Below are 12,244 nucleotides of genomic sequence, written 5' to 3'. Positions count from 1 at the left end.
ATATCAAGTACAAGAAAAATCACAGTTTCCCCATAACGGGAAAATACCACCTGCAGCAGTATGAGCAGTCACCTCACCCAATGGTCAACGCTGAAAAGGATCTGAGCATGTCAAAACTCGCTGTATTGACGAGTACCTTAGCCGCACTCACCCTGAGCACCCTTGCCCACGCCGATGTCGAAATGAAACTGGGTAGCCGGGAACGCGTCACCCAGCTTTTCGCCTATCCCAACAACTGCAACGTCATCTGCTTTCGCAACTGGACCCTGGAACAGACCGCCGAGCACTACCTGAACCAGAGCGTGCAGCGCGACGGCTACACCAACGCCAAGGTGACGGTGAAAGCCGAAGCCGGCCAACTCTATGCCCACTTCAGCGGCGTGCCGAACGGTTATGACAAACCGCTGGCGCAACTGCTCAATGCTGGCGAACTGGCCTACAAAGGCGCCTCGAAACTGAATGCCGACAATAAATGGGCCTACAACTGGTACCTGTTCCTGCCGCTGGGCCTGGCCCTGGACAACCGCAAGAGTGTCGAACTGCTGCACTTCCCGCCGGATTACTCGTTGACCCAGGCCCAGGACTACCTGGAGTCGGCCACCACCGACCGCTGGGCCGAGCTCCTGACCGACAACGGTATTCCCAAGGAGCAGACACCGGGTTACCAGACCATCATCGACATCGCCCCGATTGCCGCGCCGTCCAACGCCGGCAGTACCCTGGAAACCGTCTACAGCTACTTCACCGACTACCAGACCACCATGGTCAAGGAAGTCAGTGTCACGTCCAAGGGCACGGCGTTGCCGATGGTGGCCTTCGGTGCACCGGTGCGCAACTGGATCAAGCAGCAATATGGCGCGGACGTCGGTGTGCTACAGCTGGGCCTCATCCGCCCGGCAGCGGGGACGATAGTGCCGGTGCTGGGCTCCAATCACCCGAGCTATATCTGGTACGCAGCGGACCCGGCCAGCTATGGCGGCGATCAGGCGAAGGCCGATGCGGCGGGCTTGAAGGTGATGGGACAGGACTTGAGTGCCGCCTGCTGGCAGGCCGGCATGGGCCAGAAACCGGGCAGCGATCCGGCGGCGCAGCTGAAAAGCTGTACTGATAACTGGCAGGTGACCAACACCCAGAAAACCTGCGTGCTGTTCTATGAGTCGATACGCAAGCTGTCGCCAGCCGATGCCGAGAAGCAATGCTCGACCACGGCGATCAAGACGCAGCTCAACGAACTGAAGAAACCGGCGCCGGCACCAGTGACGGCGATGCCGGTCATCTGACCGCGTAAGGTTCAAGGGCCTATTCGCGGGCAAGCCCTGCTCCTACAGGTTTGTGTCGTACACAAAATCGGTGACCGACAGAGGACTGTAGGAGCAGGGCTTGCCCGCGAAGACGTCAGCTCAAACGACGCAAGCCTTAAGAACCTCCGCCTACAAAGCTCGCGGTATCAGCAGGACTTCAGAGCGCATCCACCGGCCGCAACCGGTACTGCGGCGGCAACTGCTCGATGCCGCTGATGGTGGCGTTCAGACTCTTCCAGCGCCCATCCTTGATCCCGTAGATGCAGCCATGGATCGACAGGCTCTGCCCACGGTGCCAGGCGTTCTGCACAATGGTGGTATGCCCGACGTTGGCCACCTGCTGGATCACGTTCAACTCGCACAAGCGGTCGACCCGCTCTTCCTCGGTCGGCAACTGCGCCAGCACTTCGCGGTTCTCGTAGTACAGGTCGCGAATCGACCGCAGCCAGCCATCGATCAGGCCCAACTGGCGATCCTGCATCGAAGCCCGCACACCGCCGCAACCGTAGTGGCCGGTAACCAGGATATGCTTGACCTTGAGCACATCCACCGCGTACTGGATCACCGACAGGCAATTGAGATCGGTGTGCAGTACCACGTTGGCCACGTTACGGTGCACGAACAGGTCGCCCGGCAGCATGCCGACGATCTCGTTGGCCGGAACCCGCGCATCGGAGCAGCCGATCCAGAGGAATTCCGGGGTCTGCTGGCGCGCGAGCTTGGCGAAAAACTCCGGGTCTTCTTCCTTGATCGCAGCAGCCCAGCGCTCGTTGTTATCAATCAGATCCTGTAGTTCGTTCATGCTCTGCCGCCTCAAGATAGTCCGAAGTTATGACACCCGACCCCGGCTCGGGGTCACGTGGAAAATCTTCAGTCAACCAACGTACACGCCATCACCACCGCGTCTTCGCGTCCACCCACCGCCGGGTAGTAATCGCGACGGCGTCCGACCTCATTGAAACCATAACGCTCATACAGGCGGAAGGCCGCCCGATTGCTGTCGCGCACTTCAAGGAAACATTCCCGGGCCTCGGCCGCATGGGCCCGCGACATCAGGTGTTCGAGCAGGCGCAAACCCAGGCCACGGCCCTGGCTCTCCGGCTTGACCGTGATATTGAGCAGGTGCGCCTCATCGAGAATGATCTGCACCACGCCATGCCCGACCTGCTGGCTGCCTTCGAACATCAACCAGATCTGGTACTTGCCCAGGCCATCGAGGAAAATCCCGCGGGTCCAGGGATGGCTGAACGCCGCGTATTCGATCTTCAGGACCGCATCCAGGTCCGCCTCGGTCATCGGGCGAAAACTTACCGCATCACTCATCGTTACTTTTCCATCGCGCCATCAGCCGGCGCATGGCTTGCCAGACATCAGCCTTGCGCTGTGGCTCATCCATCAATAATTCCAGACCGGGCAACGCCCAGGCCGCTCCCAGGCCTTCGACCTGCAGTTCACGGTTATACGATTCGGCATCGGCTTCACCGGCAAAACGCACCGCCGGCAGGCCGATCAGCCACAGGCAGGCGCACTCGCCCTCTTCCCGCCGGGCCTGGACAAAGCCCTGGACAAAGTCCCGCGCCGCATCCGGGCCCTGGTCGAGGTTGCCGCGTACCAGCAGCGGCCAGCGCACCGGCTCGCCGACAATCTGCGGGCTGTCCGGCAGCCCGGCGGCGCGCAACATGTCCTTGAGCAACAGGTAGGCCGGGTCGCGACTCTGGAACGCCTCGCCTGTGGGTAACTCCACCAGCACCAGGCAACGCCCGGCGCGCAACAATTGCAGGGCGAAACGCGGCGGTGGGACCTGAACCGCCTTGACCGGGGCCGGTGCCTCTTCAACAGCGACCGCCGGCTTGCTTTCGGCGCGCTGGATCGGCGAGGGCCGTGGCACTTCGATCTTTGGCCGCTCGACGGGCCTGGCCACCGGTTCAGCGGCCTTGCTCGCCTCAGGCACGGGAGCCTGGACCTCGACCAATGGCTCCGGCTCGACAAACAACTCCGGCCGCGACGGCGCGGCGAACGGCAGTTCGGTGCGGGGTAGCCAGTGGACCACCTGCATGGCGGTCAGATAAGCGCGGCGGCGGGACTCGATAAGCAAAGGTCGGCCATCTGTGGATAAGTTGAAGCAGGGATTCTACCGCCCTTCGGCGAAGATCGCCCGCAGTTGATCGCAAGAACGCCAAGCCTCTGATCAGCTGGGGATAAATCAGGCGCGGCATGCAGTACAATCGCTCCTTTTAATTTGCCAACCAGCCGGCCTCTCCCATGATCGAACCCAAGCGCGTCTTGCGCGCCCTCGCCGAGCACTGGGCCCTTCTGGAGCCTCTGTGCGAACACTTCGACCAAGGCACCCTGAGCCTCGGTGAACTGCGCCAGCAACTGGCTGCCCAGCAGCTGGACAGCACGCCCCAGGACATCACCAGCCTGCTGGACGTGTGGATTCGCCTCGATATCCTGGTGCCCGTGGCGAAAAGCCCGAACCGTTTCGAGCTCAATGCCCAGATCCACGACTTCCTCGCCTACCTGCGCCGCGAACACCGCCTGGGCCTGTGCCTGGAGATCGAAGCCTACCTGCGCCACCTCGAGCGCCTGGCCGGTTACATCCAGGATGCCTTCGATATCCGCGACGGCAACGACCTGGCCCGCCAGCTGCGCCTGCTCGACATGCGTGTGCGCGATGTACTGAAAAAGCTCGCCAACGACGAACAGGCCCTGGTGGCCGTTGCCGAACGGGCCAAGACCAGCGACCGGCAGATCCCGCTGCGCCAGCGTTACGCCGAGGTCCTGGCGACCTGGGACGAATACGTCGAGCCGATGATCCAGCTGGTGAACGCCGACGGCGCCTTCGAACAGGGCGTGCGCAAGGTCGAGAACGTGCTGTTGCGCATGCTCAGCGAACAGCAACGTCTTGGCCACCTGGTGGACGACGACATGCTGCTGCGCACCCATGCGCGGATCCTGGAAATGCAGACCAGCGCCCAGTTGACCCTGCGCCATGCCCGCGAACTGCTGCTGCCGCTGCGTGAAGAAGCCCGCCGGCACAACGCCGTGACCCGTGGCGCGGCCCTGGCCCTGTCGGTGATCCGCCGCAAAGGGCTGGACGCCGTGCCGCAAGCGGCGATGCCGATGTTCACCCGCCCGCAAAGCACCTTTCTCGGCAGCTCCGGCCAGGTCGAGGCCTATGTCTACGCCCTGGCCCGCTTCGAAGCCAAGCCGTCGCGTTTCCCCAAGGCGCACAAGTCGTCCAAGGGCGGCGAGTCGCCACGGGCGCCGCGCACGGTCAAGGAAATGCTCGAACGCTGCAGCGACGCCCTGCCGATGCCGGACCTGATGAGCTGGCTGCTGGAGCAGGAACCGGACGGTGCCACCGACGAATTGCTCTACTGGTTCTCGCGCCTGTCGCGGGAAAAACGTTTCCAGCGCGAGCGCCTCGAACGCCGCGACTACCACACCCAGGAGCACCAGGTCAGCCTGCGCTCCTTCGCCCTGCTCTCGCGTGTCGAAGAAGCCGGCGAAAATTCCGCGAGCACAGCCCATGCATCTTGATCTTTCCGAACTGTCCCAGCTGGCGCCGATCTTTCGCGAGCTGTTCAAGGGTTACCACATCAGCCGCCGCGACCCGGAGCTGTACGCCCAACTGTCCAACTGCCAGGACCAGTACCGCACCCTGTTCAAGGCCCTGGGCTTCGAGCTGGTCTGCGACACCCGCGGTTTCTACTACTTCGTCCCGGACAATGCCGCCGCCCAGGTGAACAAGACCGCCCAGCGCCTGGCGCTGTTCACCTTCATCCTGGTGGAACACCTCGCCGACCAGGGCCGCGACCCGGTGGCCGTGCTCGATGGCGGCAGCCTCGGTCGTGACGAACTGCCGTCGCTGCTGGAGAAATACCGCGACCTGTTCGTCCAGGCCGAAGTCACCACCCAGGAAGAGCTGGAAGAGAAGATCATGCGCCGCATGACCCAGCTCGGCTTCGCCCTCGAAGAACCCGGCCTGTTCCGCTTCCTGCCACCGATGCACCGCTTCCTCGACGTCTGCCTGTCGGTCCAGCAGGACCGCGACATGGCCGCCAGCCTGCACAGCGTGCTGCCGTTGCCGACGCCGGTGCTGGTGGATGACGACAGCGACGAAAAATTGCTGGAAACCGATGACCCGCTGGACCTCAGCGAATTCGTCGAGCCCACCGAAGAAAGTGAAGAAGACGCGCTGGCCCGGGCCATTGCCGCCGAGCAACAGGAGATGGACGCATGAGCCAGGAACGCTACGGTATTCGCCGCTTCGCCCTGCTGAACACCGCCGGCTACAGCCTCGGCCTGTTTCCCCTGGAACATCCGCTGTCGGTGTACGGCGCGAACAACCTGGGTAAATCGGCCTCGATCAACGCCTTGCAGTTCCCGATCCTGGCACGCATGTCGGACATGAGCTTCGGCAAGTACAGCCTGGAACAGTCGCGGCGCTTCTACTTCGCCACCGACACCAGCTACATCCTCGTCGAAGTCGCCCTGCCCCACGGCCCCCATGTGATCGGCGTGGTCGGACGCGGCCCGGGCGGCGGTTTCGGCCACCAGTTCTTCGCCTACGCCGGACGCCTGGACCTGGCCCACTACCAGAAAGACGACACCTGCCTGCGCCAGAAGGAACTGTTCAACAACCTTGAACGCAACGGCCTGAAAGCCTACGAACTCAAGCCCGATGAACTGCGTCGGCTGCTGGTCGGCGGTCATACTTCGATTCCGCTGGACCTGACGCTGATCCCGCTGCGCTCCACCAGCGAACAGAGCCTGAAGACCTTCCGCGCGCTGTTCATCAACCTGCTGCACATGCGCGAGATCACCGCCGCCAAGCTCAAGCAACTGTTCCTCGATGCCTTCGAACACAGCCTGCGCTCCGGCAGCGTCGACTATATCGCCGCCTGCGAGGAAGCCTTCCGCGACGTGCGGCGCATGGAGCAGGACTACAACGCCATGGTGGCCGCCGGCCCCCTGGTCGAGGCGCTGGCCTCGGGGGTACGCCAGCGCGATGTGCTACGCGGCAAGCTGCACCGTATTTCGCCGCTGCTGGACTCGTTGCTCGGTACCTGGTCGGACTATGCCGGTGCACGCAAGGAAGAGCTGGTCATCCAGTCCGAGCATTACCGTAATGAACAGGACGCCTTGCAGAACGACCAGCGCAGCAGCACCCAGGAGCTGATGCGCCTGGAGCGGGAAATCAGCGACCTGCAACGCTGGCTCGGCGAACTGTCGGTACTCAAGAATCGCTTCGCCCTGGTCAACGATGTGAAGGTGCTGGAGCAGCAACTGCTGGCGGCCAAGGATGCCCACGACGAACTGGCCGGCGCCCTGGCCCAGTCCCGGCAGTTCAGCGCCGAGGACCTGGAAGAACGTCTGCGCGACCTGGAAAAACGCCTGAAGTCGGTGAAACAGCAACTCGATCACGCCGACAACAACAGCTATGCCCGGCTGCGCGAAGAGTTCTCGCAACAGGATGTCGAGCGCCTGATGCGCCTGTTCAATAGCGCCCTGTTCAGCCTGCCCCTGGGCGAGCACGGCATTGCCCTGGACGAGGAAGGCGAGTGGGTCAAGTCCATGGAACTGATCCTCGACGGCTTCAAGGGCGAGCGTTTCGAAGTGCCGGGCCTGTCCATCGACCTGTCCCATATCGAGCCGCCGGCGCTGCAAGCTCTGGCCGATCGTGCTGCATTGCGTGACCAGAAAGAGCGCCTGGAGAAAGAGCTCAAGCAGCTGAAAACCCAGCAGGCCGTCGCCGCCGACCGGGCCGCGAGCAAGACCCAGACCGAAGCGCTGTACCAGCAGGTGCTGGATGCGCAGAAAGCCCTGGAAGACTTCCGTCGCGCCCAGACCCTGAGCGCCGAGGAAGGCGACAAGCTGGAACAGTTGGCCCAACTGGAAGGCGCGCAGGATGAACTGAAGCGCTCCAGCGATGCCTTCACCGAACGCGTCCAGCAGCTGTCGGCCAAGCTGCAACTGGTGGGCCGGCAGATCGGCGATATGGAAGCCAAGCAGCGCACCCTCGACGACGCCCTGCGCCGTCGCCAGCTGCTGCCGGCCGACCTGCCGTTCGGCACGCCGTTCATGGATCCGATAGATGACTCCATGGACAACCTGCTGCCGCTGCTCAACGACTACCAGGACAGCTGGCAGGGCTTGCAGCGGGCCGATGGGCAGATCGATGCGCTCTACGCCCAGGTGCGTCTCAAGGGCGTGGCCAAGTTCGACAGCGAGGACGACATCGAGCGCCGCCTGCAACTGCTGATCAACGCCTATGACCACCGCACCGACGAAGCCCTGACCCTGGGCAAGGCGCGCCGTGCGGCGGTGACCGATATCGCCCGGACCCTGCGTAATATCCGCAGCGACTACGACAGCCTGGAACACCAGCTGGCGCTGTTCAACCGCGAGATCAACAAGCGCCAGGTCTCCAACCTGCAGAGCTTCCGTATCGTGCTGGCGCCAAACAAGGACGCGCTCAAGCATATCGACCAGATCATCCACAGTGCCGGCCAGTACGAGGAAGGCGAAACCCTGTCGGTCTTCGACCTGAGCCAGAGTGCCGATCAGGACAACAAGAACGAAGAGGCCAAGGAATACCTGGCGCGGCTGGTGGCGGCAAACCACAACCAGCTGGGCTTGAAGGACCTGTTCGAGCTGGCGTTCGAGATCACCAAGGTCAACGGCCAGCCGGTGATCCACACCGATATCGACGGCGCGGCGTCCAACGGGACGACCATGACCATCAAGGCGCTGACCAACATGTACCTGTTGCTGCACCTGATGGACCGCGACCAGGCCGGGCGCGTGCGTCTGCCGTACTACCTCGACGAGGCCGCGGACATCGACGAACGCAACCAGGCGGCGTTGCTGGAGACCAGCCTGCAACTGGGCTTCGTGCCGATCCTGGCGAGCGTGAAGCCGCAGGTGTCGGCGCACGTAGCCATCGACCTTGAAGGCGGCAGCGGACCGAACGGGATCTATATCGACGAAGCGGACTGGAAGTACATCCGCCGGCACGATGAAGTCCGGGCAACGGTGCCGAGCGAAGCGGCGGAACCGGAGCTGGACGAGGTCTGACTTCAGAAGCTGGAAAGCAAAAGGCCGCGATCATTGATCGCGGCCTTTTCATTTTGGCGGGAGAAATACTGTCGCCCCCTGTAGGAGCCAGCTTGCTGGCGATGAGGCCAGTGAGCCTTGCATCGCCTGACCAGCCGTCATCGCCAGCAAGCCCTACAAAGGCGATGCTATTTACCGAGGCTGATCTTCGGTGCCCAGGTCAGCCACTCATCCTCGAACTTGTCAAACAGCGGGAAGGTCTGCAACGGCCGCGCCGCCGCGCCCATGCGCTCGCCATCCGGCGTGGCAAAGGCAATCCCGCCCTGGATCAGCGTCTCCAGCGACTCGGTCCGCACCGTCGCGCCTTTGAACAAGCCGAAGTCGACACCAAACCCGCTGGTGTTCCAGAACCGGCTGCCGGTGTGCACCAGCGATGCATAACGGGGCTCGATCAGGATATGGATCAACACCCGGTCGGCGGTCGCTCCCAGCTCATACCCGGTCACCTTGCCCACCGTCACCTCGCGGTAGGTCACCGGCACGCCTTCCTTCAGCGAACCACGTCGCGCGGCGCTCAGGGTCAGGCTCAACCCGGCTTGCGGCACCGCCGCATCCGGCGGTTCCTTGAGCGCGACAAAATCCTTCTGCACCCCGAGTTTCTTCGTTGCCGGCTGCACTTCGAGGTACTGCCCGGTAACCAGGGTTTCCAGGTTGGCGGTCTTGATCAGGCCCAACTCCGGTTTCACCACCCAGAACTGGCTGCCAACCCGAGCGATACGCTCCGGCACTTCGGTAATCCGCGCCGACAGCAACACCGATTGCAGGTCATCGCTCAGGTCGACACTTTCGATCTTGCCCACATCCAGGCCTTTGAAGCGGATCGGCGTGCCACTGCGCAGGCCGTCGGCGCGATCGACCCGAATGGTGATCAGGGTGCCTTGCTGCTGCGCCTCGTCATGGTTGGGGAACAGGCGGAAGCGCGGAATGCGTTTTTGCAACGGGGCTTTGTCCAGTGGGGTCTCGAAGGCGATACCACCGGCCATCAGGCTTTGCAGGGACTCACTCTTCACCTGGATGCCACCGGTCAGGCCACCGCTGAGGGTGATGCCACTGGCGTTCCAGAAACGGCTCGAAGCGTTGACCAGGTTTTCATATTCCTTCTCGATATGGACGCCGATAATCACTTGCTTGCGCGTGCGGGAGAACTGGTAGCTCTGTACCGAACCGACTTTCACCTGGCGGTAGAGCACCGGGCTGCCGACATCCAGGGAACCCAGGTTGTCGGTAAAGAGCACCATGTGCAGCCCCGGGGAGCGCAGATCCAGTGGCGGCGCCTTGGCCCGGGCCTCGAACTCACGCTGCGGGTGACCGCCTTTGTCGCCGGGGCGAATGGCGATGTAGTTGCCTTTGACCAGGGCCTCGATCCCGGTGATACCGGCCAGGGAAATCGACGGCTTGACCACCCAGAACTGGGTACCGTCCACCAGGTAATCCTCGGCCAGCGGATCGAGGGTCAACTCGGCGTTGGCGCTGGTCAGGTCGGGGTCGATCTTCAGGGTTTTCAGGCTGCCGACCTGGATACCTTTGTACATCACCGGCGTACGCCCGGCCTGCAACCCCTCGAAGTCGCTGAGTTTCACCTTGACGCGGATCCCGGCCTGGGCGGCGTCGAAATCCTCATAAAGGCGGAACGGCAGGCTCGGGTCGGTGGGCGGGCTGTCCTTGCGATTCTCCGGCGTGGCGAAGGCGATACCGCCGGCGACGATGCTCGCCAGGGACTCGCTGCGCACCTTCACACCCGACAGGTTGGCGTCGATGCTAATGCCGCTGGCGTTCCAGAAACGCGTGTGTTTACGCACCAGGTTGGCGTAGGTCGGCTCGATAAAGACCTTGAGCTCGACCATGTTCTGGTCCGCCGAGAGTGCATAACTCTTGATCTGGCCGACCTGGATCTGCTTGTAGAACACCGGGCTGCCACGGTTCAGGGAACCCAGGCGGTCGGCCCTGATGGTGATATGCAGGCCCGGCTTGAGGTCCGACAGCGGCGGCTCCTGGTTCAACGCCTTGAACCTGCGCTCCGGTTCGCCATCCCCGGGGCTGACCGCGATGTAGTTGCCGGACACCAGGGTGTCCAGGCCGGTGATCCCCGCCAGGGTCACGCTCGGCTTGACCAGCCAGAAGCGGGTATTGGTGCGCAGGGACGACTCGACATCCTTGTTCATCTCGATGGTGGCGACGACCCCCTTGGTGGAGCCTTCGACATCCAGGCTCAGGCCCTTGACCTTGCCGATGGGCATGCCCTTGTAGACGATCTCGGTCTTGTTGGCCTGGATGCCCTCGCCGCTTTCGAAGCGCACCTGGATTTCAATGCCGGTCTGGTTATAGGCACGCCAGCCGAGCCAGCCGCCGATGATCAGGGCAATCAGCGGCAGGACCCAGACGGCCGACCAGTTCGAGGCCGGACGGGTTTTGGCTTTTGGCAAATCACTCATGGTCGTCGTCCGACTCCGTGTTGTCCCAGATGAGTCGGGGATCGAAGGTTACTGCGGCAAGCATCGTCAAGATCACCACACTGGCAAAGGCTATCGCGCCGAGATTGGCTTCGACGCTGGCAATTCTTCCAAAGTTCACGACCGCCACCAGAATGGCGATCACAAAGATATCCAACATTGACCAGCGGCCAATGAACTCGATAAAGCGGTACATGATGATCCGCTGCCGGGCCGACAGCGGCTGGTGGCGCTGCACCGAGAACAAGAGCAGGGCGATGCCCACCAGTTTGAACGTCGGTACCAGAATACTGGCGACAAAAACCACGGCGGCAATGGGAAACATACCGTGCTGCACCAGGGTGATGACACCGGACATGATGGTACTGGGATCGCCCTTGCCCAGGGAACTGACGGTCATGATCGGCAACATATTGGCCGGGATATAGAGAATCGCCGAGGTCAGCAGCAAGGCCCAGGTACGCATCAGGCTGTTGGGGCGCCGTGGGTGCACAGCCGCGCCGCAGCGGGTACAGACCTGCTCGTCGCTGTCCTCTTCCTGGCGGTTCAACTCGTGGCATTCCGTACAGATCAGGATGCCTGCATCAATCGCCCGCATGTTCGTCCTCTCCCGATAACGCCTGCCAGATCTGGTGGGGCGACATGACCACCTCCAGCATTACTTGGACCAACAGCAAACCGACAAAGCAGGCCAGGCCCAATCCGAGGCTCAGCTCCGCCAGGTCGGCGAGTTTGACAATCGCCACCAGCACGCCCATGAGATAGACCTCAAGCATGCCCCAATCGCGCAGGTGGTGGTAAATGCGGTACAGCAACAAGCCATAGCTGCGCCCGATATCCCAGCGAATGCTCAACAGCACGGCCAACTGGCAGAGCAGCTTGAGCAAAGGGATACCCATGCTGCACAGGAACACCACCACGGCGATGCCGGACATGCCGGTATGGTACAGGCCCAGTACGCCGCTCCAGACCGTATCGTCGGAAGTCCGGCCCAGAAGATTGAGCTGCATGATGGGTAAAAAGTTCGCCGGGATGTACAACAGCAGTGCGGCGAGCACCAGGGCCAGGCTACGCTCGACGACATTGTGCCGATGGGCGTAGAGCTCGTAGCCGCAGCGTGGGCACTGGGCTTTTTCGCCAAGGCCGAGCTGGGGCTTGCGCATCAGCAGGTCGCACTCGTGACAGGCCACCAGCGTGTCCAGGGGAAGTTCCGACACCTTTGAAGGGTCAACCGGATCCGGCATAAATGGGCTCAGGTTCTGTAAAAGACGGGGGCTATTCTAGTGTTCCGGCTCAAAAATAACCTTGTCAATTTGTCAGGAAACGGTCTGCATTCTCGTATGCTCCCGGCTTGCCGGCGATGAGGCCCGC

Annotated in this window: 10 protein-coding genes; 4 read left to right on the top strand and 6 right to left on the bottom strand. The window is 62.5% G+C overall.

The features are described from left to right. The first annotated feature begins 107 nt into the window (after positions 1 to 107). Positions 108 to 1,280 (top strand): hypothetical protein, encoded by a 1,173-nt coding sequence (locus tag M5C71_RS16910; RefSeq protein ID WP_248768326.1) that lies wholly within the window; start codon positions 108 to 110, stop codon positions 1,278 to 1,280. 178 nt (positions 1,281 to 1,458) lie between these two features. On the opposite strand, the gene can is transcribed toward M5C71_RS16910, so the two are convergent. From can to M5C71_RS16895, 3 genes are all read right to left on the bottom strand, one after another. After that, positions 1,459 to 2,103: a carbonate dehydratase gene (can, locus tag M5C71_RS16905; RefSeq protein WP_103497556.1), complete on the bottom strand. Its 645-nt coding sequence runs from the start codon at positions 2,101 to 2,103 to the stop codon at positions 1,459 to 1,461. A gap of 68 nt (positions 2,104 to 2,171) precedes the next feature. After that, positions 2,172 to 2,624 carry a ribosomal protein S18-alanine N-acetyltransferase gene (gene rimI / locus M5C71_RS16900; protein ID WP_100942348.1) on the bottom strand — a complete coding sequence of 151 codons (453 nt, stop codon included), beginning with the start codon at positions 2,622 to 2,624 and terminating at the stop codon, positions 2,172 to 2,174. Beyond that, positions 2,617 to 3,396: an energy transducer TonB gene (locus M5C71_RS16895; RefSeq protein ID WP_248768325.1), complete on the bottom strand. Its 780-nt coding sequence runs from the start codon at positions 3,394 to 3,396 to the stop codon at positions 2,617 to 2,619. Before M5C71_RS16895 ends, rimI begins: the two co-directional genes overlap by 8 nt. A gap of 167 nt (positions 3,397 to 3,563) precedes the next feature. On the opposite strand from M5C71_RS16895, the gene mksB reads away from it, so the two are divergent. The 3 genes from mksB to mksF are packed head-to-tail and all read left to right on the top strand — an operon-like array spanning position 3,564 to position 8,384. Then, positions 3,564 to 4,844 carry an Mks condensin complex protein MksB gene (gene mksB, locus M5C71_RS16890; protein WP_248746723.1) on the top strand — a complete coding sequence of 427 codons (1,281 nt, stop codon included), beginning with the start codon at positions 3,564 to 3,566 and terminating at the stop codon, positions 4,842 to 4,844. Further along, positions 4,834 to 5,547: an Mks condensin complex protein MksE gene (gene mksE, locus M5C71_RS16885; RefSeq protein WP_177101220.1), complete on the top strand. Its 714-nt coding sequence runs from the start codon at positions 4,834 to 4,836 to the stop codon at positions 5,545 to 5,547. Before mksB ends, mksE begins: the two co-directional genes overlap by 11 nt. After that, positions 5,544 to 8,384, top strand: coding sequence for an Mks condensin complex protein MksF (mksF, locus tag M5C71_RS16880; protein ID WP_103497559.1), 2,841 nt, complete (start codon positions 5,544 to 5,546; stop codon positions 8,382 to 8,384). The genes mksE and mksF overlap by 4 nt, the downstream gene beginning before the upstream one ends. Before the next feature lie 167 nt (positions 8,385 to 8,551). On the opposite strand, the gene M5C71_RS16875 is transcribed toward mksF, so the two are convergent. The 3 genes from M5C71_RS16875 to M5C71_RS16865 are packed head-to-tail and all read right to left on the bottom strand — an operon-like array spanning position 8,552 to position 12,117. Continuing rightward, positions 8,552 to 10,855, bottom strand: coding sequence for an MlaD family protein (locus M5C71_RS16875; protein ID WP_248768324.1), 2,304 nt, complete (start codon positions 10,853 to 10,855; stop codon positions 8,552 to 8,554). Then, the gene (locus tag M5C71_RS16870) at positions 10,848 to 11,471 is read right to left on the bottom strand and encodes a paraquat-inducible protein A (RefSeq protein WP_152740118.1); all 624 of its coding nucleotides are present in this window, start codon (positions 11,469 to 11,471) and stop codon (positions 10,848 to 10,850) included. The genes M5C71_RS16875 and M5C71_RS16870 overlap by 8 nt, the downstream gene beginning before the upstream one ends. After that, the gene (locus M5C71_RS16865) at positions 11,458 to 12,117 is read right to left on the bottom strand and encodes a paraquat-inducible protein A (protein ID WP_152740119.1); all 660 of its coding nucleotides are present in this window, start codon (positions 12,115 to 12,117) and stop codon (positions 11,458 to 11,460) included. The genes M5C71_RS16870 and M5C71_RS16865 overlap by 14 nt, the downstream gene beginning before the upstream one ends. Positions 12,118 to 12,244: the final 127 nt, after the last annotated feature.

The sequence above is a fragment of the Pseudomonas sp. MWU12-2345 genome (assembly GCF_023242385.1).
Lineage (GTDB): Bacteria > Pseudomonadota > Gammaproteobacteria > Pseudomonadales > Pseudomonadaceae > Aquipseudomonas > Aquipseudomonas gingeri_D.
The sequence above is the reverse complement of the archived record's forward strand: the minus strand, read 5'-3'. Positions and strand labels throughout refer to the sequence as shown.

Excerpts from the sequence above, each read along its gene's own strand:
- M5C71_RS16910 (WP_248768326.1), top strand. The coding sequence starts at position 108 with ATGTCAAAACTCGCTGTATTGACGAGTACCTTAGCCGCACTCACCCTG.
- can (WP_103497556.1), bottom strand. The coding sequence starts at position 2,103 with ATGAACGAACTACAGGATCTGATTGATAACAACGAGCGCTGGGCTGCT.
- rimI (WP_100942348.1), bottom strand. The coding sequence starts at position 2,624 with ATGAGTGATGCGGTAAGTTTTCGCCCGATGACCGAGGCGGACCTGGAT.
- mksB (WP_248746723.1), top strand. The coding sequence starts at position 3,564 with ATGATCGAACCCAAGCGCGTCTTGCGCGCCCTCGCCGAGCACTGGGCC.
- mksE (WP_177101220.1), top strand. The coding sequence starts at position 4,834 with ATGCATCTTGATCTTTCCGAACTGTCCCAGCTGGCGCCGATCTTTCGC.
- mksF (WP_103497559.1), top strand. The coding sequence starts at position 5,544 with ATGAGCCAGGAACGCTACGGTATTCGCCGCTTCGCCCTGCTGAACACC.
- M5C71_RS16875 (WP_248768324.1), bottom strand. The coding sequence starts at position 10,855 with ATGAGTGATTTGCCAAAAGCCAAAACCCGTCCGGCCTCGAACTGGTCG.
- M5C71_RS16870 (WP_152740118.1), bottom strand. The coding sequence starts at position 11,471 with ATGCGGGCGATTGATGCAGGCATCCTGATCTGTACGGAATGCCACGAG.
- M5C71_RS16865 (WP_152740119.1), bottom strand. The coding sequence starts at position 12,117 with ATGCCGGATCCGGTTGACCCTTCAAAGGTGTCGGAACTTCCCCTGGAC.